The sequence below is a fragment of the Pseudomonas sp. KK18 genome, from assembly GCF_037094675.1.
In the GTDB taxonomy this organism is placed as follows: domain Bacteria; phylum Pseudomonadota; class Gammaproteobacteria; order Pseudomonadales; family Pseudomonadaceae; genus Aquipseudomonas.
On record NZ_CP146605.1, the window covers coordinates 760,402 to 785,266 of the forward strand.

Annotated in this window: 25 protein-coding genes; 12 read left to right on the plus strand and 13 right to left on the minus strand. The window is 62.0% G+C overall.

What is annotated here, in order from left to right:
* The first annotated feature begins 148 nt into the window (after positions 1–148).
* From V6607_RS03300 to V6607_RS03320, 5 genes are all read left to right on the plus strand, one after another.
* The gene (locus tag V6607_RS03300; RefSeq protein WP_003217301.1) at positions 149–1,216 is read left to right on the plus strand and encodes a DUF2333 family protein; all 1,068 of its coding nucleotides are present in this window, start codon (positions 149–151) and stop codon (positions 1,214–1,216) included.
* A 2-nt stretch (positions 1,217–1,218) separates the two neighbouring features.
* The gene (locus tag V6607_RS03305; protein WP_008439015.1) at positions 1,219–1,755 is read left to right on the plus strand and encodes an NUDIX hydrolase; all 537 of its coding nucleotides are present in this window, start codon (positions 1,219–1,221) and stop codon (positions 1,753–1,755) included.
* A 297-nt stretch (positions 1,756–2,052) separates the two neighbouring features.
* A complete protein-coding gene (locus V6607_RS03310; protein ID WP_003217297.1) occupies positions 2,053–2,424 on the plus strand; it encodes a translation initiation factor Sui1 in 372 nt (123 codons plus the stop codon).
* Between the two features lie 212 nt (positions 2,425–2,636).
* Entirely contained in the window at positions 2,637–4,550 is a 1,914-nt protein-coding gene (gene speA / locus V6607_RS03315; protein ID WP_003217295.1) for an arginine decarboxylase, read from the plus strand.
* A gap of 181 nt (positions 4,551–4,731) precedes the next feature.
* Positions 4,732–5,595, plus strand: a complete 864-nt coding sequence (locus V6607_RS03320) for an alpha/beta hydrolase (protein ID WP_134325668.1) — start codon at positions 4,732–4,734, stop codon at positions 5,593–5,595.
* Here V6607_RS03320 and V6607_RS03325 read toward each other — a convergent pair.
* From V6607_RS03325 to V6607_RS03335, 3 genes are all read right to left on the minus strand, one after another.
* Positions 5,579–6,925: an MATE family efflux transporter gene (locus V6607_RS03325; protein WP_134325669.1), complete on the minus strand. Its 1,347-nt coding sequence runs from the start codon at positions 6,923–6,925 to the stop codon at positions 5,579–5,581. The two genes, V6607_RS03320 and V6607_RS03325, sit on opposite strands and share 17 nt — an antisense overlap.
* A gap of 164 nt (positions 6,926–7,089) precedes the next feature.
* Positions 7,090–7,392 carry a hypothetical protein gene (locus tag V6607_RS03330; RefSeq protein WP_017478434.1) on the minus strand — a complete coding sequence of 101 codons (303 nt, stop codon included), beginning with the start codon at positions 7,390–7,392 and terminating at the stop codon, positions 7,090–7,092.
* A 294-nt stretch (positions 7,393–7,686) separates the two neighbouring features.
* Complete coding sequence (locus V6607_RS03335; RefSeq protein ID WP_003212934.1) at positions 7,687–7,977, minus strand: hypothetical protein; 291 nt, start codon at positions 7,975–7,977, stop codon at positions 7,687–7,689.
* A 162-nt stretch (positions 7,978–8,139) separates the two neighbouring features.
* Here V6607_RS03335 and V6607_RS03340 point away from each other — a divergent pair, with 162 nt between their 5' ends.
* The 5 genes from V6607_RS03340 (at position 8,140) to V6607_RS03360 (ending at position 12,575) form a co-directional block, all read left to right on the plus strand.
* Positions 8,140–8,445: a MazG-like family protein gene (locus V6607_RS03340; protein WP_087693104.1), complete on the plus strand. Its 306-nt coding sequence runs from the start codon at positions 8,140–8,142 to the stop codon at positions 8,443–8,445.
* Complete coding sequence (locus tag V6607_RS03345) at positions 8,442–9,191, plus strand: methyltransferase domain-containing protein (RefSeq protein WP_134325670.1); 750 nt, start codon at positions 8,442–8,444, stop codon at positions 9,189–9,191. Before V6607_RS03340 ends, V6607_RS03345 begins: the two co-directional genes overlap by 4 nt.
* A gap of 24 nt (positions 9,192–9,215) precedes the next feature.
* The gene (locus tag V6607_RS03350; RefSeq protein ID WP_008439011.1) at positions 9,216–9,821 is read left to right on the plus strand and encodes a DUF4136 domain-containing protein; all 606 of its coding nucleotides are present in this window, start codon (positions 9,216–9,218) and stop codon (positions 9,819–9,821) included.
* A 45-nt stretch (positions 9,822–9,866) separates the two neighbouring features.
* Positions 9,867–10,424, plus strand: a complete 558-nt coding sequence (locus V6607_RS03355; protein WP_003212927.1) for a DUF4136 domain-containing protein — start codon at positions 9,867–9,869, stop codon at positions 10,422–10,424.
* 129 nt (positions 10,425–10,553) lie between these two features.
* On the plus strand, positions 10,554–12,575 hold the full coding sequence (locus V6607_RS03360; protein ID WP_338743160.1) for a pilus assembly protein TadG-related protein: 2,022 nt from the start codon (positions 10,554–10,556) through the stop codon (positions 12,573–12,575).
* Here the strand turns inward: V6607_RS03360 and V6607_RS03365 are convergent.
* Positions 12,572–15,319 (minus strand): PAS domain-containing sensor histidine kinase, encoded by a 2,748-nt coding sequence (locus tag V6607_RS03365; RefSeq protein ID WP_134325671.1) that lies wholly within the window; start codon positions 15,317–15,319, stop codon positions 12,572–12,574. The two genes, V6607_RS03360 and V6607_RS03365, sit on opposite strands and share 4 nt — an antisense overlap.
* Positions 15,316–15,756: a TadE family protein gene (locus V6607_RS03370; RefSeq protein WP_003212919.1), complete on the minus strand. Its 441-nt coding sequence runs from the start codon at positions 15,754–15,756 to the stop codon at positions 15,316–15,318. The genes V6607_RS03365 and V6607_RS03370 overlap by 4 nt, the downstream gene beginning before the upstream one ends.
* Positions 15,757–15,827: 71 nt before the next feature.
* Between V6607_RS03370 and V6607_RS03375 the strand changes: the two genes are divergently transcribed.
* Both V6607_RS03375 and V6607_RS03380 read left to right on the plus strand, forming a co-directional pair.
* Positions 15,828–16,313 carry a prepilin peptidase gene (locus V6607_RS03375; RefSeq protein WP_003212917.1) on the plus strand — a complete coding sequence of 162 codons (486 nt, stop codon included), beginning with the start codon at positions 15,828–15,830 and terminating at the stop codon, positions 16,311–16,313.
* 114 nt (positions 16,314–16,427) lie between these two features.
* Positions 16,428–17,216: a response regulator transcription factor gene (locus tag V6607_RS03380; RefSeq protein ID WP_003212915.1), complete on the plus strand. Its 789-nt coding sequence runs from the start codon at positions 16,428–16,430 to the stop codon at positions 17,214–17,216.
* On the opposite strand, the gene V6607_RS03385 is transcribed toward V6607_RS03380, so the two are convergent.
* The 8 genes from V6607_RS03385 to cpaB are packed head-to-tail and all read right to left on the minus strand — an operon-like array spanning position 17,213 to position 24,658.
* Positions 17,213–17,485, minus strand: a complete 273-nt coding sequence (locus tag V6607_RS03385; RefSeq protein WP_003212913.1) for a DUF3613 domain-containing protein — start codon at positions 17,483–17,485, stop codon at positions 17,213–17,215. The genes V6607_RS03380 and V6607_RS03385 overlap by 4 nt on opposite strands.
* 22 nt (positions 17,486–17,507) lie before the next feature.
* Positions 17,508–18,230: a tetratricopeptide repeat protein gene (locus V6607_RS03390; RefSeq protein WP_003212912.1), complete on the minus strand. Its 723-nt coding sequence runs from the start codon at positions 18,228–18,230 to the stop codon at positions 17,508–17,510.
* Positions 18,231–18,241: 11 nt separating this feature from the next.
* The gene (locus tag V6607_RS03395) at positions 18,242–19,126 is read right to left on the minus strand and encodes a type II secretion system F family protein (RefSeq protein WP_102605221.1); all 885 of its coding nucleotides are present in this window, start codon (positions 19,124–19,126) and stop codon (positions 18,242–18,244) included.
* 1 nt (position 19,127) lies between these two features.
* The gene (locus V6607_RS03400; protein WP_003212908.1) at positions 19,128–20,012 is read right to left on the minus strand and encodes a type II secretion system F family protein; all 885 of its coding nucleotides are present in this window, start codon (positions 20,010–20,012) and stop codon (positions 19,128–19,130) included.
* Between the two features lie 11 nt (positions 20,013–20,023).
* Positions 20,024–21,295: a CpaF family protein gene (locus tag V6607_RS03405; protein ID WP_003212907.1), complete on the minus strand. Its 1,272-nt coding sequence runs from the start codon at positions 21,293–21,295 to the stop codon at positions 20,024–20,026.
* Positions 21,292–22,482 (minus strand): pilus assembly protein CpaE, encoded by a 1,191-nt coding sequence (locus V6607_RS03410; protein WP_003212905.1) that lies wholly within the window; start codon positions 22,480–22,482, stop codon positions 21,292–21,294. Before V6607_RS03410 ends, V6607_RS03405 begins: the two co-directional genes overlap by 4 nt.
* On the minus strand, positions 22,479–23,702 hold the full coding sequence (locus V6607_RS03415) for a type II and III secretion system protein family protein (RefSeq protein ID WP_003212903.1): 1,224 nt from the start codon (positions 23,700–23,702) through the stop codon (positions 22,479–22,481). The genes V6607_RS03410 and V6607_RS03415 overlap by 4 nt, the downstream gene beginning before the upstream one ends.
* A gap of 20 nt (positions 23,703–23,722) precedes the next feature.
* Positions 23,723–24,658 (minus strand): Flp pilus assembly protein CpaB, encoded by a 936-nt coding sequence (cpaB, locus tag V6607_RS03420; protein ID WP_102605223.1) that lies wholly within the window; start codon positions 24,656–24,658, stop codon positions 23,723–23,725.
* Positions 24,659–24,865 lie beyond the last annotated feature (207 nt).

Genomic DNA, 24,865 nt, shown 5'->3' on the forward strand with positions numbered 1-24,865 from the left:
TGCAGTCGCGCGGGCGTAAACAGCGTGCATCCTTTATAGTCGAACCGCGTACTCGCGCCACCCTGGCTAAAAGCGCCGCACTGCTCGGCACGATGGGGCAGGGTTGTGGTCGTAGCTATTGAACTCAAGTGATTGAAAGGATATCGCCATGCTGGACTGGAAAAACCGCGCAGGCAGTGCAAAGGGCCCGGCCCCTGAAACCAAGTCGGCCCCCCGCAGCTATTTCCGTAACCTGCTGATGAGCCGTGCGTTGCTCTCGCTGGTTGCGTTGTACCTGTTGGTCACCGGTGCCCTGGGTTGGTACTGGAGCGAAGAGCCTGCGTTGTTCCCGGTCCAGCAGAATGCGCAAATTGCCGCCGAGAAGGATGGCAAGCAGATGGTGGTGGGCTTTACCACCGTCGAAACCCTCAAGACGGTGGTGGGCACCCTGCTGAACAAGCCGGGTGGCTACATTTCCAACGACCGTTTCCCGCCGGGCCTGTGGATGGACAACATGCCGAGCTGGGAGTACGGCGTACTGGTGCAGGTGCGTGACCTGACCCGTGCCCTGCGCAAGGACTTCGCCCGCTCCCAGTCGCAGTCGGCGGAAGACGCAGACCTGGCCAAGGCCGAACCGCGCTTCAACTTCGACAACAAGAGCTGGGTGCTGCCGTCCAGCGAGTCGGAATACCAGGAAGGCATCAATTCCCTGAGCCGCTACGAAGCGCGCTTGTCCGACCCGAATCAAAAAGGCGCTCTGTTCTATGCACGTGCCGACAACCTCAACAACTGGCTGGGTGATGTGGCGACCCGTCTGGGCTCGCTGTCGCAACGGCTGTCGGCCAGTGTGGGCCGGGTCAAGCTCAACACCGCGCTGAAAACCGAAGCGCTGGCGCCGGGTGAAGTGCCGCAGGTCGACGAAGAAGTGGTGGAAACCCCGTGGATGCAGATCGACAACGTGTTCTACGAAGCCCGCGGCCAGGCCTGGGCCCTGTCGCACCTGCTGCGCGCCATTGAAGTCGACTTCGCCGATGTGCTGGCCAAGAAGAACGCCACCGTCAGCGTGCGCCAGATCATTCGTGAGCTGGAAGCTTCGCAAGAGCCGGTATGGAGCCCGATGATTCTCAACGGCAGTGGCTTTGGCATCCTGGCCAACCATTCGCTGGTCATGGCCAACTATATTTCCCGGGCCAACGCTGCAGTGATCGACCTGCGTCAGCTCCTGAACCAGGGTTGATGATGGACGCTTCCACCAGGGAGGCAGCGCACCGCGCCGCCTCCGACGCCGAACTGATTGCCTGGGTCGACGAGCAGGACAACCTGCTCGGCAGCCTCGTACGTTCCGATCTGCGCCGGCGCGGGCTGATCGGGCGCTGCACCTTTATTTTCCTGTTCAACTCGGCCGGTGAGCTGTGTGTGCACCGGCGCACCCTGAGCAAAGCCATGTACCCGGGTTTCTGGGACACGGCGGCGGGCGGAATGGTGGCGGCTCACGAGTCCTATGCCGAATCGGCGGCCCGTGAGCTGGAAGAAGAGTTGGGCGTCAGCGGCGTCGAACTGACCGCCCACGATCACTTCTACTTCGAAGACGGCGACAGCCGGCTCTGGTGCACCTCGTTCTCGGCCGTGTGGGACGGGCCGCTGCGAATCCAGCCGGAAGAAGTCATGGAAGCGCGCTTTCTGCCCCTGGCGACGGTGCTTCAGGAGGCCGAGCAAAAGCCCTATTGCCCGGATGCCCAGGAAGGGTTGCGTCGTTATTTGGCCCTGCGTCGCTAAAGTTGCATAAATTGGCGCCATTTGGCTCTTAGCAAGGGGCGTTTTTGCCGTTACACTGCGCGACTTTTCAGGCTGAACCGCTGTTGTTCCACCCTGTAGGAGCGAGCTTGCTCGCGAAAAACGTAAGCACGACGCGTGCTGTCTGAAGGCCCGCGTTATCGTTGACGACCTTCGCGAGCAAGCTCGCTCCTACAGTGGTTTGAACATCGGCGGCTCAGTAGCGCTGCCCCTGCCTGAGTGGGGCTTCGCGGTCGATGACCCCATCGATCAGTCTTTGTCCTCCCAAGAGGATTGCCGGTGGCCAAAAAAGCCGCATCCTTCGCCGCCCTTGGTGGCCTGGTATTTTCCACCGACGCAGGTCGACACTGCCCGGACTGTCGCCAGCCCGTGGACGCTTGTACCTGCAAAACAACCCTGATTCCCGAAGGCGATGGTATTGCCCGCGTTCGTCGCGAGAGCAAGGGCCGTGGCGGCAAGACAGTGACCACCATCACTGGCGTGCCCCTGGCCGAAGAAGCTTTGAAGGAACTGGCCACCACGCTGAAAAAGCGTTGTGGCACCGGTGGCGCCCTGAAAGACGGCGTGATCGAGATCCAGGGCGACCACGTCGAGTTGCTGTTGGCCGAGCTGATCAAGCTGGGTTACAAGGCGAAGAAATCCGGCGGCTAGCAGCCTCTGTGAAAACCACCCCGATAGCCCGCTGGCTGAACGCGAACTGTCGTCTCCATGGTTTTCACAGAGCCTGTTCCTGACCGGTGTCTAAACTCTGTCCTGCAAGTGGGGTCTACCCCTCTCACAGGCAAATCGTCATTTTCATTCTTTAGACTGCGCCAGCCTCTGATCAGGCCGGTGCACTTCGACTTCATTTATAGGGGACTTCGATGTCCGTACGACGCACACGCAAAGACGATGGCAGCCAATGGACAGTTGCGGACAGCCGCAGTGTTTACGGGATTCGCCATTGGGGGGCCGGGTATTTCGCGATCAATGATGCCGGTCGCGTTGAAGTCCGTCCGAACGGCCCGAACAGCACGCCTGTGGACCTGTACGAGCAAGTCGACGAGCTGCGCAAAAGCGGCCTGTCCCTGCCGTTGCTGGTGCGCTTCCCCGACATCCTGCAAGACCGCGTGCGCCAGCTGACCGGCGCGTTCGACTCCAATATCGAGCGCCTGGAATACCAGAGCAAATACACCGCGCTGTACCCGATCAAGGTGAACCAGCAGGAAGCGGTGATCGAGAACATCATCGCCACCCAGGACGTGTCCATTGGCCTGGAAGCCGGCTCCAAGCCCGAGCTGCTGGCCGTGCTGGCCCTGGCGCCGAAAGGCGGCACCATCGTCTGCAACGGTTACAAGGACCGTGAGTTCATCCGCCTCGCGCTGATGGGCCAGAAGCTGGGCCACAACGTGTTCATCGTGATCGAGAAAGAATCCGAAGTCGGCCTGGTGATCGAAGAAGCCGCCAACCTCAAGGTCAAGCCTCAGGTGGGCCTGCGGGTGCGCCTGTCGTCCCTGGCGTCGAGCAAGTGGGCGGACACCGGCGGCGAGAAATCCAAATTCGGTCTGTCGGCGGCGCAACTGCTGTCGGTGGTCGAGCGCTTCCGCGCGGCGGGCCTGGATCAGGGCATCCGCCTGCTGCACTTCCACATGGGTTCGCAGATCGCCAACCTGGCCGACTACCAGCACGGGTTCAAGGAAGCCATTCGTTACTACGGCGAACTGCGCAACCTCGGCCTGCCGGTAGACCACATCGACGTGGGCGGCGGCCTGGGCGTGGACTACGACGGTACCCACTCGCGTAACGCCAGCTCGATCAACTACGACATGGACGACTACGCCGGCGTGGTTGTGGGCATGCTCAAGGAATTCTGCGACGCGCAGAGCCTGCCGCACCCGAACATCTTCTCCGAGAGCGGCCGTTCCCTGACCGCCCACCACGCCATGCTGGTGGTGCAAGTCACTGACGTCGAGAAACACAACGACGACGTGCCGCTGATCGAAAACAAGGAAAGCCTGCCGGAAACCGTGCAATGGCTGGTGGACCTGCTGGGCCCGACCGACATTGAAATGGTCACCGAAACCTACTGGCGCGCCACTCACTACATGAGCGACGTGGCAACCCAGTACGCCGACGGCAAGATCACCCTGGCCGAGAAGGCCCTGGCCGAGCAGTGCTACTTCGCCGTCTGCCGCCGCCTGCACGACTCGCTGAAAGCCCGCCAGCGTTCCCACCGCCAGGTGCTGGACGAACTCAACGACAAGCTGGCCGACAAGTACATCTGCAACTTCTCGGTATTCCAGAGCCTGCCGGACACCTGGGCCATCGGCCAGGTGCTGCCGATATTGCCGCTGCATCGCCTCGACGAAGAGCCGTTGCGCCGTGCGGTGCTGCAGGATTTGACCTGCGACTCCGACGGCAAGATCAAGCAGTACGTGGATGAGCAAAGCATCGAGACCAGCTTGCCGGTGCACGCTGTGAAAGAAGGCGAGGACTACCTGCTGGGGATCTTCCTGGTGGGTGCCTACCAGGAAATTCTCGGCGACATGCACAACCTGTTCGGTGACACCGACTCGGTGAACATCTACCAGCGTGACGACGGTTCGGTGTACAGCGCCGGGATCGAGACCCACGACACCATCGAAGACATGCTGCGCTACGTGCACTTGTCGCCGGAGGAGTTGATGACTCACTACCGTGACAAGTGCGCCAGCGCGAAGATCACGGCGGCGGAGCGGACTCAGTTCCTGGATGCGTTGCGTCTTGGTTTGACGCGTTCGTCGTACCTGTCCTCGTAAGCACACCGCTTCCAGGCTGACAAAGATCTCAATGTGACAGAGATCCAGTGTGGGAGCGGGCTTGCTCGCGAAGGCGGTGTGTCAGTCGATACATGTGCAGACTGATACACCGCCTTCGCGAGCAAGCCCGCTCCCACATTTGGATCGCCGCAAGTCCTGCAGTTTTTATAGGGCCTGAATAATGTCGAAAAAACTCCTGCAAGTGTTCACCCTGGCCATCGCGACGCTGCTCGCAGCCTGCTCCCCGATCAAAGTGCTCAACGCACTCACCCCCACCAGCACCTTCACCAAAACCTCCTCCCTCGCCTACGGCGATGACCCCCGCCAGAAACTCGATATCTACCGCCCCGTCACCGCCTTGCCCGACGCGCCCGTCGTGGTGTTTTTCTATGGCGGCAGCTGGAACAGCGGTTCCAAGGATGACTACGGGTTTGTCGGCGAAGCGTTGGCTTCGCGCGGCATCGTGGTGGTGATCGCCGACTACCGGCTTTACCCGCAAGTGCGCTACCCACTGTTTTTGCAGGACGGCGCCCAAGCAGTCGCGTGGGCGTATCAGCACAGTGCCGAATACGGCGGCGATCCCCGCAAGCTGTATGTGATGGGCCACAGTTCCGGTGCCTACAACGCCGCAATGCTGGCGCTGGACCCGCAGTGGCTGGCCGGGGTTGGCCTGTCGCCGTCAGTCTTCAAGGGATGGATCGGCCTCGCCGGGCCGTATGACTTTCTGCCGATTGAAAACCGCGATGTGCGGCCGGTGTTCTTCTACCCGGACTCGCCGCCCGATTCCCAACCCATCAACCACGTGAGCCAAAGCGCGCCCCCCAGCCTGTTGATTGCTTCGGTGGACGACAACCTGGTCAACCCCAAGCGCAACACCGGCGGGTTGGCGAAAAAGCTGCGAGCGGCGGGTGTGCCGGTGGAGGAGTTCTACTTCACCAAGACCAGCCACGCCACATTGGTGGCGTCGATGTCCCGGCCGCTGCGCTGGCTGGCGCCCGTGCTGGACCGGGTCACGGCGTTTATCACGTTCACGCCGGGTCAGTGAGCCAGCGGTCCTGCTTGTTCAGGCGCCAGGCAATTGCCCACAGCGTCAGGCTGCGCAGGGCCATGAACAACAGGAAGGTTATCCACAAGCCGTGGTTGCCCAGGCCCTGCAAGGCCCAGGCGAAGGGCAGCACAATCACCACCGTCAGCAGCATGCCGTTGCGCATTTCCCGGGCGCGGGTGGCGCCGATGAACAGGCCGTCCAGCAGGTAGCTCCACACGGCGATCAACGGCAGTACGGCGAGGTAGGGCAGGTAGATGTCGGCGGTTTCGCGCACGCTCGGAATATCGGTTTGCATGGCGATAAACAGGTGGCCGAACACGGCGAACAGGATCGCGAAGCCGATACTCGCCAGCAACGACCAACCACAGGCCACCACCAGCGAGCGGCGCAAGGCCTGGCGGTCGTGGGCGCCGATGGCGTGGCCGCACAAGGCTTCCACGGCGTGGGCCAGTCCGTCCAGGGCGTGGGCCGTCAGCAACAGACCATTGAGCAGCAGCGCATTCGCCGCCACCGTGGCATCCCCCAAGCGAGCGCCTTGCACGGTGATCATGAAAAACACTGATTGCAGGGCCAGGCTGCGGATGAAGATATCGCGGTTCACCGCCAGCAGCGGGCGCCAGCTTTGCCACAGCTTGAGCGCGGCCCAGGCGATATGGCCGGGGTAGGCGCGCAGGGCTTTTTGGGTGAGGGCCAGGCCGAGCAGGGCGCCGGTCCATTCGGCGATCACCGAGGCGCGGGCCGAGCCGACCACGCCCCAATCCAGACCCAGCACGAACCACAGGTTGAGCGCGATGTTCACGAGGTTGGTGGTCAGCAGAATCGCCAGCGGCGCGCGGGCGTTCTGGGTGCCAAGGAACCAGCCCACCAGCGCATAGCTGGCCAGCGCTGCGGGCAGGCCGAAGAGCCGGGTGTGGAAGAATTCGCGGGTCAGTTGGTTAAGTTCGGGCGAGGGCTGCATCCAGTCCAGCACCAGGCCGCTTAACGGAATGCCGATGCTGCCCAGCAACATCGCCAGGCCCAGCGCCAGCAGCAGTCCTTGCAACAGAATCTGCCGCAGCGCCGCGCCATCACCACGCCCGGCGGCCTGGGCGGCAAACCCGGTGGAGCCCATGCGCAGGAAGCCCATGGCCCAGGCGAGGAAGGTGTACAGGCTGGCGCCAACGGCCACGGCGCCGAGTTGGTGGGCGTGGGGCAGGTGGCCGATGACCATGCTGTCCACCAGCGCCACCAGTGGTACGGAGATGTTCGACAAAATCATCGGCGCGGCGAGGGCCCACACGCGGCGGTGGGTGGGGCGGTCGCGCCAGTCGGTTAGCAGGGAAGTCATGCGGGCTCCTTTGGGGAGCGGTAGTGTAACTGTCCATTAGCTGCGCCGCAGGGCCAATGTGGGAGCGGGCTGGCTCGCGAAAGCGGTGTGTCAGTCGCCGGATGTATTGGCTGATCCACCGCTTTCGCGAGCAAGCCCGCTCCCACATTTTTGACCGCGTAGTGTCAGGTTTTGCGCGGGTGCAGGCATTCGATGGAGCGGTCGACGGTGGTCTTGGCAATTTCCAGCAAGTGCCACACCGCCAGGATCTTCGCGCGCTGCGGGCTTTCCAGCAGTTCGCCGCAATCGAGCGCGGTGGCCGAGGCGCTGCTGAGCAGGCTGGCGGTGTAGAGCAGGGAATCTTCGAAGCTCAGGTCTTCGTTGATGGTGTGGAAGCCTTGGGATGGCAGGTAATGTTCGAGGGCGCGATTGAAGGCGGCGCGGTCGTTGAGGAGGTCGCTGGGTGGGTCGGGAACAGGCTTATGCATGGTGTAACTCCACTAGTAGGTAAGGAGCTGACACCCGCGCGACTAAACGAGGGTGGCGGCTGTACGCAGGTTAGTCGACCGGCTAGTGGAACCCGGCGCACCCGAAGGTGCCCTGCGCACAGCCGCCATGAAGCATGGCGACAACTTGCGCTCACTAGTTCCGGGCGACTAAACCCGATCACTGATATGCAGTGAAGGGCCGAAGACTAGCCACCCATCCCAACAGGCACAAGGCCGAAAGATTGTCTCGGAAACGTCCCTCAAATTAAAGGGATTTACCCTGCTGGCCCTTTATTAATGCACCACCCAACTGAGCACCCACAGCCCGAGCATCAACCAGATAATCCCCATGATGATCGAAGCCCGCATAAACGCGCGCACCGCCGAGTACAACAGCATCAGGCCGATAATCAGCATGAGGATGCTGATGATCGAGGTGTCCATCCCCAAGGATCTGGACAGCCCGTCGACAAAGTCGCCGCCCGCGTGGGACAGGGTATTGAACAGCCCGCTGAACAACTCGACGATAAAGTGGATGATCTGGCCGATCTTGAGACCCAGCCATCCGAAAAAGTCTGTTTGCATGTGTGTGTCCTGATAAGACGGTGGGCGTAGCTGCCGAACCTGAGCCTTTGTTCGTTATTGGCCCAAGCTAGTTCCCTTCTAGCATAGAGGTTTACGGGCCGCAGGGATTCACTTGCCTTCGCGCGGCTTGCGCCCGAAGCTATACACCTTCAGGAGCCCCCCATGAACCTCGATCACCTCACCGAACGCCTGCACCGCATCCGCGATACCAACGACTGGAAGCAGTTCCACAGCCCCAAGAACCTGGCCATGGCCGCCAGCGTTGAAATGGCCGAGCTGGTGGAGATATTCCAGTGGTTGAGCGAAGACCAGTCGCGCCAGTTGCCCGCCGACAAACTCGCCCATGCCGGCCAGGAAGTCGGTGACATCGTGCTGTACCTGCTGCTGTTGTGCAGTGAATTGGGGTTGGACATGGATCAGGTGGTAAAGGCCAAGCTGGCCGACAGCGAACGGCGGTTTGCCAAATGAGCGACCGTCATTTCGACCACTTGGCCACCCGTTTCGCCGAGAAGATCTATGGCGGTGCCAAGGGCGCGATTCGCCTGGCGGTGCTGCAGGCCGACCTGATTGAAGCGCTGCCGGAACGCCCGCTGCGGGTACTGGATATCGGCGCGGGGCTGGGCCATATGTCGCTGTGGCTGGCCGAGCGCGGCCACGATGTAACCCTGGCCGAACCCGCCGAGCCGATGCTCGAAGGCGCCCGCCAGCGTTTCGCCGAAGCCGGGCAGACCGCCACCTTCATTCAGGCACCCTGGCAGGACCTGCTGGGCCAGCTTACCGAACCCTATGACCTGGTGCTGTGCCACGCCGTGCTGGAATGGCTGGCCGAACCCCATGCGATCCTGCCGGTGCTGCACCAGTTGACCGCGCCCGGTGGCTGGCTGTCCCTGGCCTTCTACAATCGCGACGCCTTGATTTACCGCAACCTGCTCAAAGGCCACTTCCGCAAAATGCGCAAGAACGACATGGCCGGTGAAAAGCAGAGCCTCACGCCGCAACAACCCCTGGACCCACGGGAGTTGGCGACGCAACTAGAGGGCCTGTGGCAGGTCGAAACCCAAAGTGGCGTGCGGGTGTTCCACGACTATATGCCGGTGGAATTCCAGGCCCGCGCCGAGTTGCAGGATTTGTTGGAGATGGAGCTCGCACACCGTCGTCACCCAAGCTTTGCCGGACTTGGGCGTTATTTGCACTGGATCTGCCGTCCGGTTTAAGCGGCCCAGTCTGCGGAGGTCGAAATGAAGCGCTGTCTTGGACTGATCCTGCTGGGCCTGGGCCTGGCGGGTTGCCAAAGCCCCAACCCGTATGTGGCGGCGTCTGCCCCGATGCCGCCGGCGCCTGCCCAGGCGGCCAACACCTTTGATGCCAGCGCCTACCCGGCGCCGGTGCGCGACTACGGCGCCTACCGCAGTTGGGCCTGGCTCAACAACCAGCTGCCGGCGGGCTCGGCCTGGGCGGATTCGGCGCAGATTGCCGAGGCGGTCAGCGGCGCCCTCGACCAGCGCGGCCTGCGCCCCTTGCATGACAACCGCGCCCCCGACCTGCTGGTAAGCGCCGACGTGCGCCTGGAAAAACGCCTGCGCCAGGTCCAGGACGACTATGGCTACGGTTACGGCGGCTATAACCGCTACGGCAACGGCTACGGCATGTACAACACGGTGCCGGTGGTACGCACTTATGAAGTGACGGTGGCCGTGGCGCGCATCAGCCTGTTCGACGCGCGCACCCGCCAGCCGGTATGGAGCACCAGCGCCGAAACCACGAGCCAGGGCAGCCTCAGCGAGCGCGCCGATTCGCTGCGTGAGGCGATGCAAAAGGCAATGACTGCCTACCCACCCAGTTAGCAGCTATTCTCATCTCAGGCCCGGATTGTCTTTTGGAGAAAAACCATGCTTCGTCGTATTGCTGCACTTGCTGTTGTTGTGTTGCTGGGCGGTTGCCAGACCAGCCAGGTCAACCATGATTTCGACGCCAGCCGGGACTTTGGCGCCTACCGCAGCTGGAGCTGGAAAGAACCCGCGCTGCAATACCGCCCGGATGACCCGCGGATCAAGAGTGACCTCACCGAACAGCGCATCCGCCAGGCCGTGGGCGAGCAGCTCGACCAGCGTGGCCTGCGCCCTGCGGCGCCGGGCACCAAGGCTGACCTGAATGTACAGACCTACCTGATCGTCGAAGACCGCCAGCAACAAGTCACCACCAATTACGGCGGCGCCTGGGGCGGCCCGTGGAATGGTTACTGGGGCGCGCCGATGTATAACGAAACCCGCAACATCACCTACAAGGTCGCGACCATCCAGATTGACTTGCTCGACGGCAAGGACGGCAAGCTGGTGTGGCGTGGCAGCGATGAGCAGATCCTCGCCAGCTCGCCTGAACCCCAAGACCGCAGTGCCGCTATTCGTGCCACGGTGACCAAGGTGCTTTCCAACTACCCGCCGCATTGATCGCCTGATCAGCCCTCCGCCAGTCGTCGATCTATGGCGACTGGCCTGCAGCCCCCGCCGCTCTTGACTACACTCCCAAGCAACACAGGAGAGTAAGCGCTCGGCAGTGTGCCGGCAAAGGAGTGCTCGATGTCTCTTCGACTTCGTTCCGGTCACCACGCCGGGCCTGCAAGGCAGCGCGGTGCGGTTGGCTTGGTGGCGGTCTTGACCCTGGGCATGGTGCTGGTATTCATGTTGCTGGTGGTTGATAGCAGCCGTTTGTACCTGGAAAAACGCCAGTTGCAGGGGATTGCCGATATGGCGGCACTGGAGGCAGTGCAGCGTAAGGGGGATTGCCTGCCCGCCACCAATACCGCGCCCACCTATGCCGGTGCCAGCGCAGTGCGCAACGGTTATGTCATCCCGCCAGCAAACGCCCTGATAGTGAAATGCGGCGTGCTGACCACCGGCGCCACCAACCAGCGGGTGTTCTCCGCAGACGCGACCAAGACCGATGCCATCCAGGTGACTGCCTCGCGCCCGATCATGACCAGCGTTGCCGGGGGGGTCTGGGCGTTGTTCAGTGGTAGCGGCTACAACTTCAACACCCAGTTGTCTGCCGTCGCGGTGGCGGCGCCGAAGATCCTGCCGCCTCAGGCGCAACTGACGATCAAATCGACCCTGGTCACTGTGGACTCGAGCAAATCAGCAGCACTGAACCTGTTGTTCGGCCAACTCTTGGGCGGCTCACTAAACCTGAGCGTGGCAGGCTGGCAGGGCCTGGTAGACACCAACATCAACTTGCTCAGCTACCTCAACCAGTTGGCGTTGAACGTGGGCGTCACGGCCGGAGCCTACGATCAACTGCTGACCAAGACGGTCAAGATCAGTCAACTGGTCGACGCAGCCATTACGGTGCTCAGTGCCGGAGGCAATACAGCCAGCGTGGCGGTCAGCGGTCTTACCAGTATCAACGCGATAATCGGCAACCTTGATGTCACCCTGGGCAGCCTGCTGCAGCTGCAAACGGGGGCGGTGTCGGCGGGGCTGAACACCAGCCTGAATGTGTTCCAGCTGGCCGAAGCCTTTGTGCAATTGGCCAATACCAAGAACGGGGTGGTGGCGACCATCCCGGTGAATATTCCGGGCCTGGTGAATGCAGGTGTTCAGGTCAAGGTGATTCAGCCACCGCAGTTGTCCGCTATTGGCGATCCGCGGTTTGCCGTGGATAAAACTTCAGCAACCCGCATTTACGTAAAAACGGCTCAGATCAGCGTCGGCCTGACGTTAGGGTTGCTACCGCTGGATTCTCCCGCGGTGCAGGCCGCCCTGAACGGCTTGATCGGGCCACTTTCGGACGTTTTGAACAACTTGTTGAGCTTGAACCTGGGAGGCACCATCAGCTCGGTGCTGTGTGTACTGGGTGGTTATTGCCAGATGACGAATTTGCAGGTGCTGTCGTCATCCTCAAACCCGCCGGCCGCCAGGATAGATGTGGTCCTTCAACTGGGCACGGCTGAAAGCTATGTCACCGGGTTTACCTGCGTCAGCGACGCTACCAAGACCCTGACCACCCAGACCAATGCCTCGATCGTTACCGTGCAAATTGGCCAGAGCCCGCAACTGATCAACGCGTTTAACAGCAACACCACCCTTAATCCGATTCCTCCAGTGCCGGTGGTGGATATCGGATCCATTACCTGTTTCAAACCCTTGCTGGGCCTGGGGCCTACCACTTGTGATCCGTCCACCCGCAAACCGTTTTACGGGGGCGGCCTGGGCTTGAGCGTCAACAGTCCGGTGGGCGCTGCGACAAGTGCCTTGCCCCCCCACACGTACCTCCAACCGCCGGAAATCAACCTGCCGCCGCAGTACTACGCCTCATCGACAGCCAGCCTTCTCAGCGCGATCAGTAACGCGTTGAGCGGTATCCAGTTCCAGGTCTACAAGCCAACGGGGTTCAATCTGCTGGGAGGGTTATTGACGACGGCGGGCACAGTGCTAAACGGGCTCAACAGCACCTTGGGCACCGTGATTGGCGGAGTGCTCAGCCCTATTCTGGACCCGGTGGTGAACAGCCTGTTGTCGAACCTTGGGGTTAACCTGAACGCGGTGGAAGTGGGCGCCAATCTCAGTTGCCGGCCGCATGGGCAAGCGGCCCTGGTGAATTAGGCTTCAACCACCGGCAACTCCACACAGAACTTCGCCCCATGCTCGCTGTTGGCGACGCTCAACCGGCCGCCCATGTTCTCGACAATGCCGTAGCTCACTGACAACCCGAGGCCGGTGCCCACGCCAATCGGCTTGGTGGTGAAGAACGGCTCGAAAATCCGCTCCAGCAGCCGCGGGTCAATCCCGCCGCCGTTGTCCTCGACCCAGATGCGTACGTGGCGGCTGTCGTGCTCGATCTGCACCGAGATCCACGGTTGCAGGCCGCGGTCGTGCTCGCGTTTGCTCAGCAGGGCATCGCGGGCGTTGACCATCAGGTTGATCAGCACCTGCTCCAGCTGGTCGACATAGCCTTTGACCTGCACCGTCACGTCTAGCTGTGCCACGCGCAGGTCCACGCCTTTGCCGCGCATGCCTTCACTGAGCAGCGACAGGGTGCCTTCCACCGCCTGCGCCGGGTTGAAGGGCTGCTGTTCGACTTCCGAACGGCGGCCGAACACCCGCATGTGGTCTACCACGCGGGCTGCGCGCTGGACCTGGGAGTCGATACGCTGGAGTTTTTCCGTCAGGTAGTCGATTTGTGCATCACCGTTGCTCAAGCGCTTGAGCACGTTGACGATGGCCATGCGCATCACATTCAACGGCTGGTTGATCTCATGGGCCAGGCCGGTGGCCATTTCGCCGAGGGTGGCCATTTTGGCGCTTTGGGTCAGTTGCTGCTGGGAGCGGCGCACTTCGGTGTTGTCGCGGCCCACGGCCTGCACTTCCTGCAACTGGCCCTGTTCGTCGAACACGCCCCGGTCCGACCACACCCACCAGGCATGTGTGCGCCCCGGCAGTTGCAGGCTGATTTCGGCGGTGCTCACCGGGAATTCCGGGGTGAGCTGGCGGATGCGCAGTACAAACGCCTCGTGTTGTTCGTCCGACAACCATTGGCGGAGGTTCATGCCCGGCAGCTGTCCAGGCAGGCATTCCATGTAGTTGGCCAGGGGCGTGTTGCCGAAGGTCAGGGTCAGGTCCGGAAGGTAGCGGCAGATCATGGCCGGGGAGTCTTCCACGAGGATTCGATAGCGCTCCTCGCTTTCCTTGACCCGTTGCGCCGCCAGGGTCGTCTCGGTCACATCCAGCCACAGGCCCACGGCTTCCACGGGCAACCCGAGGTCGTCGCGCAGCAGCCGGGCTTCATCCAGCAGCCAGTGGTAATTGCCCTGTGTGTCGAGCACTCGGTAGCGACTGCGCACGCTGCCTTCGCGCAGCAGTTGGCGGGTACGGTCGAAGTAGAGGTCGCGGTCTTCGGGGTGGATCCACTGGTTCAGCGTCGCCGGGGTGAAGTCGGCCAGGGTGCGGCCAAGCAGCGGCAGCAAGCTGTCGCTGAAGAACACCGGTTGCAGCGTGCCCTCGACATAGCGCTGCACATAGATCACAGCCGGGGAACTGGCGATCAGGTTATCCAGGCGTGCGTGGGCGGCGGCGGCCTGTTGCTCCTGGTTTTTTATGTCGCTGATGTCGAGCATGAAGCCCACCAGGCGGCGATGCTCACCCGAGCCCAACGCTTGCCCCTGCACGCGATACCAGATGGGGTTAAGCGCCGCGTCGGCACGTTGCAGGCGCACACTGGTGGATAGCGGTTTGCCCAGGGTCTTCAGGTCTTGCAGGCGGCTGGCGAGTTCTTCCCGGTCGGCAGGGTGAATCAGCTTGAGCCACATGGGTAGCGACAGCTGTGTGATGGCCTCGCCTTGGCTCAGGGTGTGCAGCAGCGGTGGGGCGAGTTCGAGGTCTTCAGTGTGTGGGGACAGCTCCCACCAGCCGGTGCCGAGCAATCCTTGCAGCGCGTCGAGGCGTTCCAGCTGCTGTTGATGGCGCAGTTCGCGCAGGCGGCCGAGCAGCGGTGCCGCGAGGGCGGCGGTCAGTTGCAACCAGTCACGGTCGCTGGTGTGTTCCTGACGGTGATACACCCCGCACAGCAGCCATGCGCCCACGCCCAGTCCGTCGCGGTAGGGCACCAGAAAACCATCGGTATTGCCGAACAGGCCTTGCAGGCGTGGGTGTTCGCTGTGGCCACGGTTTACCTCCAGGCTCACTGGCGCCGTGCCGCCCAGGCTGTCGAGGCTGGAGCCCAGGGCTTGGCCGTTGCTCCAGAGTACCGGCGCATCGTGGGCGGTGTAACAGCCCTCGATGCACCACGCCTGGCCCTGCTCATCCAGCAAGGCGATGGCGACGCAGGGGATGTGCCAGTGCTGGGAAATAGCCTGCAGAGTGTCTTGCAGTACTTCGGGCAGGCGCACCAGGCTGCAGACCCGCAGTTGCTCGCTGATCTGGTCGCTCACCCGTTGATTGTGTTCGCGCACCTGGGTGAGTTGGCGATGGGCAATCAGGTCGCCAATGTCCAGCAATTGCAGGAGCCAGCCCTTGCCTTCGGGTTGAACCCAGCCACGGGTATGCAGGGTTTGCCCGGCGAGCCCCTTGAGCTCCAGGTCCAGGCTTTGCCCCTGCCAGTCGCTGGGCGTGCCCTCGATCACCAGGCGGCTCGCCGCAGTGAGGTAGTCGAGCAGCGAGGGTGCCTGTTGCTGTTGCGCAGCGGGGTGTTCGAGTCGATGGCGAAGCGGGCCATGGACATCCATTACGCGGCCCTGGGCGTCCAGGTAGAACAACAACGCGGCGGTTGCCGGGATCGCTGCCGGTGCGTCAGCAGGCAGCTGGTTGCCGCGTCCGAGCAGGCGGCCGAAGAGTTTATCGCCTGAGGTCAAAACTGCATGCTCGACTGGGCGGACAGCATGGGAGGCAGGGCGGGGACGGTACCGATGCCTGGCAATACCAGGAACGGCAGCACACTTTGGAGGCTGGACGTCGGGTAATTGATGTACACCGTCAACACGCCTGACGAGTTGTAGACGGCCGTCACGTACCCGGGAAGGAATTTGAACTGGGAGGGGATCCACGCCAGTTGTGCCTGCGCCGCACTGACGGCCTGCAGCGGCAGTGCCGTGACGTAGCCAGGCGTGGCGGGGTCCAGCGCGACGCTACGTCTTACGCCTTCGGCGGCGGCCTGGGTAAAGGACTGCATCAGCAATAACGGCAAGCTGTAGCTGACCAGGCCATAAAAAATGGCAAAAAAAATCATGAAGACCATCGCGAACTCCAGCGCGGCGGCACCTTTTTGCTTTTTAGCGAGGCCTTTTTTCATGACTCGTCTACCCTGACTACTACTACCTGATATCAGCATAGAATCATTCAGCAAAAAGGGATTTTTTTTACGTGATTCAAAGCCTCGTCCTGGTCGTTTGGCTCGCGCTGTGCGCTGTGCAAGATATCCGTCTACGTCAGGTCTCCAACCGTTTGACCCTCGGCGCAGCCTTGCTGGCGTTGGGTTACCTGTTCTGGAGCGGTACGACCTGGCTCGGTGCACCGGCTGTCGAGGGCGGTGTGGCCTTTGTCCTGGCGTTGTTGTTCACCCTGCCGGGGTACGCGCTGGGCCGCCTGGGCGCCGGTGACGTGAAGCTGATCGCGGCATTGGGGCTGGCAACCGACTACCTCTACGTACTGGGCACTTTTATCGGCGCCGGCCTCGCGAGCGCAGCCTGGCTGTTGCTGGCGCCCAGGGTGTGGCCGCTGATGAATCAAGGGCTTAGGAATACCTTGCAGTACCTTGATCCGGCACATTCGGCCAGGCAGCCGTTCGTGCCTTTTTTACTGATTGGTTTTTGCCTGTCCTGGTTTTGGATCCCATTAGTCGCCACGTAGGGTAACGCTATGTACATAGTAGGAAAGTACGTCTACGTTTATGGGTAAGTTGTATGGGAAAAATGGTCGGAATGGATACATCGGTCCTTTTGCTTGCCAGGCATGGAGTAGCGCGTGAACAAGCTTACCTCTCAAGTGAAAGTGCTCGTGGTGGACGATCAGCCTTTGATCGTGGAAGAGCTTTGCGAATTTCTTGAAAGCAACGGTTACCGTTGCGTCCCTTGCGCATCCAGCCAGGAAGCCATCGAGCGTTTTCGCGACGATGCCGAGATCGGCCTGGTGCTGTGCGATCTGCATATGCCCGAGATGGATGGCATCGAACTGGTCCAGGCCCTGCAACACCTGGCCGGCAAGCAACGGGTCTTTGAGGCCATCATGCTGACCGGGCGTGCAGACAAGCAGGACGTGATCAAGGCCTTGCGCGCCGGGATTGCCGATTACTACCAGAAGCCGATCAATTTGGGCGAGCTGCTCGAAGGGTTGCAACGCCAGGTGGTCGCGCTGCAGGACCGGCAGAAAGATCTCGACCTGGGGCACCTGAACCAGAAGCTGCAGTTTCTCTCGGCGTCCATCGATGACCTTTATCATGACCTCGACAAGGTGCGCAGCAGTCCGCAATCCGGCCTGTCGACTGAAGCCGAGGGTGAAGTCAGCGACACTGACCGGGTTGAAATACCGGCGATCTTCAATCAGTTGTCGCCCCGCCAACTGGATGTTGCAAGGCTGGTAGGCAAGGGCCAGACCAACTACCAGATTGCCTGTGAGCTGGGCATCACTGAAAACACCGTGAAACTCTACGTGTCCCAAGTGCTGCGCCTGACCCATATGCACAACCGAACCCAGTTGGCGCTGGCGTTATCGCCGAACAATTCTGCGGCGCGCCAGCGCGTCACTGCGCATTAGTTGCTGCCGCTTGGGGTGTTGCCGCCCAGTTTCTGGTCGTAGTACTCAGGAATAGTGTGTTTGTAACTGTCCAGCAGGCGTTGCATGGCCAGGTCGCGTTCAGCGGGCGTGGCCTTTTGCGGGGTGGAAGACGCCCGTTCGCCACTGACCTGCAGTTGCAGCCAGCCTTCGGTCTGTTTTTGCTGTGGCGAAGAAGGCCCCGGCTCAATAGCCAGCACCGTCAGCGGCAGGCTGGCGAACAGCAGCGTGGCGAGCAGTGTGAGTTTCATCGTGTGTACTCCCTTCAGAGACCTATTTGACCGGCGCTTGCAGCACGTCGCCTACGGTTGCGACCTGATCTTTTGGCGCTGTCGCCGTTGAGACGGGCGCCTTGAGTTGCTGCGCCCGGGCCTGGGCTTGCGTCACTTGTTCCGGGCTCAGGCCCATGCGGCTGGCCACTTGCGCGGCTTGTTCCCAGTTGTCCTGGTAGATCATCAGCGTCACGAGGTTGAGCGCGGCCAGTTGGTCGCTCTGCTTGAGTTCCATGGCCGTGAGGAATTCGAAGCGCGCGTCTTCCAGGCGCCGTTGATTGAGGTACACCACGCCCAGGTCGTTGCGGATTTTCTCATCGGTGGGCGACATCCTGGCCGCGCGTTGCAAGTGCGCCATGGCCTGGCCGTTGTCTCCCCTGGCCGCTGCCAGCTGGCCGAGCCCGTGCTCGCCTTCGGCAGCCATGCAGGTGCCGAGCAGGCTGCGGTACAACGGTTCGGCTTCGCTGCGGCCCAGCAGGCGGTACACCTTGGCCTGGCGCTGGCGCACCTGGGGCAGGTTGTCCGGCAGGTTTTGCAGGTTGGCCAAGCTGGCGTGCAGCTTGCCCTCGTTGGCCATGTCGTCGGCCAGGTTCAGCGATAACTCCTGATCGGAGTTGGGCTTGGCACAACTGCCCTGCGCGCTGAAACCCGCCCACGGCAGTTGCCCGTTACTGGCGCAACCACTTAACAACAACAGGCTGCAGGCGACCATCAATGTCTTCATTGCATGTCCTCTCAAGGCACGAAGGCTTTGGCGATGGCGATAAAGCCAGGGCCGGCCAATACGATCAGTAATGCGGGAAATAGGAACAGCATCATCACCACGGACATTTTGGCGGACATCTTGGAAATGTATTCCTGCAGGCGGGTCAGGCGCCGGTCATCCAGCAACTGCTTGAGCGATTGCAGCGACTTCATCGCCCCGCCGCCCTGATGCAGAAGTTGCTGGAGGATCAGGCACGTGTCGCTGAGTTCATCCACGTCCAGCATCTGGCTGGCCTTGTTCAATTCCTCCCCCAGTTCCAGCCCGGAATCGACGCGTGCCAGCACCAGGCGCAGTTCGGCGGTCAGTACCGGCAGCAACTTTTGCGCGTCGTAGGCCATGACCCGCAGCGCTTGCTCCACGGCCATGCCTGACTCAAACAGAATGCGCACCAGGGGGATGAAGGTCGCTACTTCCCGGGAGATTTTCCCCTGGCGCCTTTTGGCGAGTGCCACCAGTATTCGCTTGGGCAGCAAGTAGCCAATGATCAGGCCCAGCAGGGAGATCACCCACCCATGCTCGGTGCCGGGAAAGAACAGCTCCAGTGTCATCGCGGTCAGGCCCAGCAAAACTATCGGTGAACCGATCTGGCAAGCGGCGAACATCGAGCGTTGGCTGGCTTTTCTCCAGCCCATGCGGTTGAGCAGGATTTGGGTTTCGTTATCGAGGCTGATGGTGCGCTGGCCGATCCGGGTGCTGCCCAACTGGTGCAACCACTCACTCATTTTGTCATTACGGCCTGGCTCGCCCTGCAGCCGCTGGGCGACCACGCGTTGTTGACGACGACTGCTCAGGATATTCGCCAGCAGCAGTGATAACGCGGCAAGAAACAATACGGCACTGATCAGTATCGCCATCTCAGATACTCCGCAACATGCGCCACAGCGCCACGCATCCGATGACTTGCAAGGCGAACGCACCGAGCATCAGGCGTTGGCCGCTGTGGTCATCCCACATGGCCATCAGGTACGTCGGATTAACGAGCAGGAAGTAGCCCGCGACACTCACCGGCAGTACCGCCAGCACCAGCGCGGTCACCCGGGTTTCACCGGTCATGGCGCGTAATTGCCGTGCGCCCTGGTCGCGCTCGCGGATCATCTTGATCAGGTTTTCCAGCAGCTCACTGGCGTTGCCGCCGTAGCGGTGGTTGACCTTGAGGCCCAGGGCAAACAGGCGCAATTCATCCTGTTCATAAAACTCGGCATAGTCATGAGCGGCCTCCGGCAGGCTGACACCCAATTGCACATTGCGCTTGATACGGCCCATGGACTTTTTCAACGGGTCGTCACTGGCATCGATTCCGCTCAGGATGGCGTCCGCCAGGGTGCGTCCGGATTTCAGGCTGCGTACGGCGTGATCGAGCAATTGCGGGAGTTGTTCGATCATCCGGCGCAGCCGCCGCTGGTAGCGTACGGCGATGTACAGGCGCAGTGCCAAGGGCGGTGCCGCCACCATTACAAACAAGCCTATCCACTGGCCCACGAGCCCCCCCAGCAGGGCGCCAAAGGCCCACAGGGTCAGCCACAGGCCGAGGCGCTCGGTTGGCCGGCCGAGGCCTGCACGGATAAACGTGCGTTCCAGGCTGGTGGTCACCGCGTTGTCTTTCATGGCCTGGGGTTGCCCTTCGGCCAGGCGTTCCAATACCCGGTCGGTCTGGGCCTTGCGCAAACCGTTGCGCATCAGGCCTATCCCCAGCACCAGAAGGGCTACGGCGAGCAGGGCGAGCAGAATCGGACCGATCATCGGGTTGCCTCCTACACCGGCAGGTGACCTTCGTGACGCAACTTGTCACCGGCCGGGTTGACCGCTTCGCGCAGGAAGCCAAAGCCGGTGCGCTTGTCGTGGCGAAACAGGGTGTTGGTGACGTACACGTCTTCGCGGATGCCCACCACTTCCACCACTTCGCTGACACAGCGGCGGCCATCGGGCAGGCGCGTCAGCTGGATCACCACATCCAGCGCCGCGCAGATCATTTGCCGCAGGGTTTTTTCCGCGACGACCCGGCCGGTCAGGCCCACCAGGGTTTCCAGGCGCAGCAAGGCGTCCTGGGCGTTGTTGGCGTGCACGGTACTCATCGAGCCGTCGTGACCGGTGTTCATGGCGGTCAACACATCGATGACTTCCACGCCCCGGATCTCGCCGAGGATGATCCGGTCGGGGCGCATCCGCAGGGCGTTGCGGATCAAGTCACTGGCCTTCACTTCCCCATGCCCCTCGGCATTGGGTGGGCGGGTTTCCAGGCGCACAACGTGGGGATGGCCCAGTTGCAACTCGGCCACATCTTCGATGGTGACCAGGCGCTCGCGGGGGTTGATCAACTGGCTGAGAATGTTTAGCAGTGTGGTTTTACCGGTGCCGGTACCGCCGCTGATCAGGATGTTGCAGCGCTTGCCGACGGCTTCCTTGAAAAAGTCGAAAATGGCCTGGTCGATGGTTTGCATGGCCACCAGGTCGCTGCTTTTAAGCATGTCCTTGCGAAACTTTCGAATCGACAGGCACGGCCCGTCCAGGGCAATCGGCGGAATGATCGCATTGACCCGACTGCCATCGGGCAGGCGCGCATCGACCATCGGCGACGACTCATCCAGCCGGCGTCCCAGGGGCGCGAGGATGCGCTGCATGACCCGCTCGACATGGTGGTCGTCAATGAAGCGCAAGTCACTTTGTTGCAGCAGGCCATCGCGCTCGACGAATACCCGGTGCGGGCCGTTGACCAGGATCTCGGTGACGGTCGGGTCGCGCAGCAGCACTTCCAGCGGGCCGAAACCGGTCAGCTCATCGACGATCTCTTCGGCCAGGCGCTCCATCTCATAGCGGGAAATCGCCAGGTGCATACGTGTGATGTATTCGGCCACCTTGTCGATCACAAACTGCGCCAGGGACTGGCGTGTGCCTTCCAGCAGATTTTTTCCCGAATCCTCGATGGCATCGATGATGTAGCGATGCAGCACCAGCTTCAGGCCGTCGTGATCGGTGTTGCCGACGCTGCCGCGCGGGGCGACGCCAAACAGCTTCTCGCCGTTCATTTGGTCCCCAGAAGGCGGTTGAGCCAATTGGTGGAGGGTTTTTCCAGGCCCTCGGAGCGTTTTGCCAGGCGCTCGCCCAAGCTGCGCAACGTCTGTGTCAGGGCTTCCCGTGGGGCCAGGGCGAACAGGGTCTGGGCCTGGTTTTTGGCACTCAGGCGCACTTCCGGGCTCCAGGGCAGTACGGCGATTACCTCCAGCCCGAAGCTCTTGCCCAGTGCCTCCGAGTCCGGGGCGGCCCCCTTGAGGTAGCGGTCGACCAGCAGGCGGGCATGGTCGAGTTTCATGCCTTTTTCCCGCCACAGGTTGAGTACGGCCAGGTTGCGACGGCAGTCCGGCACGCTTTGGTCGGTGCACCACAGCAGTTTGTCGCAATGGCTGACAAAGGTGCGCAAGGCTTCGCTGTCGGGTTGGCCGGTCAGGTTCACCACGATGTGCTGGAAGTGCTGGCGCAGGGCGCTGAGCAACATGTACAGCTCGGCCGCGCTGGTTCGTTCCAGGGGCTCATCGTTGTTGTGGTAGGCGAGGATGCGCAGACCGGCTTCGGCGGTGGTGAAGGCGCTGTTGATCAGGGTTGAGTCCAGGCGCCGCAAGTGACGCAGGGCGTCGCCGAAATGAAAAGAACTCTCCAGCCCCAGCAGTGCGAGGCTGTCAGCGAGTGGCAGGCCCAGGTCGAGCAACAGCGTTTGCTGCCCGCTTTTTTGCACCACCAGCGCCAGGTGGCTGGCGATCAGCGCGCCGTCGGCATTGCCTTGGGTGCCGTAGAGCACGGTCAGCCCGCCCAAATGGGCGTTCGGGGTGACCGCCGGCAAGCGTTTGCTCAGGCGCCGAACCAGGCCGGCAACCTCACTGGAGCGCGAGCCGTAGGCCACGAAATCCCGTGCGCCGGCGCGCATCGCGTTCAGTACAAGCTGGTTGTCCATGCCATCGCCCAAGGCCACGATGGCAAGCATCGGCTTGGCTTCCAGGGCACCTTCGATCAGGGCGCACTGGGTGGTGACGTGTTCCCGGTCCAGGCCGATGAACACCAGGTTGGCGAACGTCACGTCTACCAGTGCCAACAGTTCGTCGAGGCTGCCGGCACCGGCGCTGACCACTTGCCCCAGGGGCGCGAGTGCGCCCTGAAGCCATTCCAGATCCGTGGTGTTGCGGGTAATTGCCAAAAAGGTCTGGCTCAGGCTCTCACTCATTCGGACAGTCCACTGCGGCGGTCGAAATTGCCGTTTTCGAGGAAATACAGGCGGTACCAGTTAGGGTCGTAATTGCGCAGTTTTTCCCCAGGCAACGAGGGCAACTGGGCGTTGGCGGCCAGCGGCTGTACCAGGTGCGGGGTGACGATCATCAGCAGCTCTTTTTCCTGGCGGTTGATGCTGGAGTCGCGAAAGAACGCACCGAGGACCGGGATGTCACCCAGCCCCGGGAATTTGCTCACGTTGGAGCTGTTGTTGGTGCTGATCAGGCCGCTGATCACGAAGCTTTCGCCGTCGGCCAGGGAGATGCTGGTGTCGGTGCGCCGGATGGTCAGGGCCGGCACGGAGATGCCCTGGATGGTGACCGCGTTGCTGTAGTCCAGCTCACTGACCTCTGGCGCGACCTTCAGGGAAATCCGCCCATGGTCGATGACGGTCGGGGTCAGCGTCAGGCGAATACCGAACTCTTTGTATTCGATGGAGATGCTGTTGCTGCCGCTGCTGGGCACCGGGATCGGTACTTCACCACCGGCGAGGAAGGTCGCACTTTGTCCACTGAGCGCCACCAGGCTCGGCCGGGCCAGGGTGTAGGCAAAACCGCTGCTTTCCAGGGCGTTGATCATGGCCGAGACACGCCCGCCGCCAAAGCCAATGTTGAAGGTGTCGTTGTTCACCGGGAGCCCACGGAATCCTGTGGCCGCCGCGTTGGCAACATTGTTCGGGGCGCCGAACAGAAAGTTGCCGCCCCGGCCAAAGATCGAGGTGCTGGCCTCCTTGAGTTTGGTGCGGCTCACTTCCACAAAGCGGATGTCGGTTTGCACCTGGCTGGGCAGCGTCGGGTCATCGGACGGCGCCAGGGCCAGGCTGGTCAGGGCTGACGTGGCCTTGCCCTTGACGAACACCATGCTTTGGCGCGGGCTGCTGGAGCAGGCCGTCCAGACCATCAGGCTGGTGGTGCCCGAGGCGATGCCGGTGAGCAGGAACGCCTGGTTGCCGTTGACCTGCACATCGGCCACTTTCGGATCGCCAATGGCCAGCCGCGTAATCGGCACCGGCGACTGGATAGCCTGTTGAGCGCCTTCACCCACCTCCAGCACCGCCGGCAGCTGGCCCAGGCCCGTGCAGTTGCCGGGTGCTGCCAGTGCAACGCCGACGGGCAGGCTCAGGGTGAGAAGTGCCCAGAAAATTCGCGAAAAAGACCACACGAAACGACTGCTCATTCAAGGCATCCTTAGCTCTTTCAGGGCGTTTGTTGGGTAACCTGATTGCCACGTATTACTTCGACGCCTGAACGCCTTGGCGCACCATTGCCGGCGGGACTCAGGCCGTTGACCGGCGCTGTACTGAAGGCCAGCTGGTTGAACTGGTAGAGCTCGCGCCGGGTGTTTTCCAGGTGGGTCGCGGACTCCGTTTCACCGGCCCAGTATTGGCTCAGCAGTTGTTCGTCGGCACTGCGCACAGCCAGGCGCAATACGCCGGACTGGGCTGCGAGCATCAGCCGGCTCAGGAGCTCCTCCGGTACGGCGAGGAGTACCGTGCGCGCGCTGGCGCGACTCTGCTGCGCCTTGAGTTTTTCGTCTGGGGTGGTCGGTGGCACGGAGCCGGGCGTGCCGTCGTTGGTCAGCCCCAGTTGATCGCCGACGCCCAGCAGGCGCAAGGCGGGCACCACGATTTGTGCGGACTGCTGCGGGTTGCTGGCTTCCTGGCGCAGGAAGAGCAGGACGTCCACATAGTCCCCCGGGGAGAGTTGCCCGCTGGCGCCGATCACTTCATCCACGGCGACGGCAAGCGCGCGTTCGTTAGGGCGGATCATTCGCGCCAGGGTGCCGCCGGAGTTGAAGCTCTCCTCGGTCAGCCAGGTCCCGGCCGACAGCGGCCGCCACGGGATCTTGCCCACGGCCTGGTCGAGGCTGGTGAGGCTGCCGGCGGGAACCGTGCGCAGTTTTTCCAGGGTCAGGTCGGCGGCGGTGAGCGCAACAAAAGGTGCAACGTCATGGGCCAGCACCACCACGGGTTGGCGTGTCTGGTCTTCGGCTACGGGTTGCACGACTTCAGGCGTTTGGGGCACGGGCGGTGCGACAGGGGCAGGGCGGCTGAGTACCAGGCCCCAGTAGCCTGCAATCAGTGCACCTACCAACAGCAGCCCGGCGAGGATCAAGCTAATCCGACTGTTCATGAAGGCTCTCCCTTTCCTGCTGCATCCACTGCTGTTCCCACTAATGCTTGCGTATCCGGATCGCTTCAAGCTTCTAACTATTTCGCTATTTGAAGGTAGTTCAGCTAAGACAAAACGCCATTACCGGGCGAAAAATATCTCCAGAAACCTCTGCGAAAGTGGGATTTTTGGCGTCAGCCGGCCGACTAATACTTTGTGATTAATCAG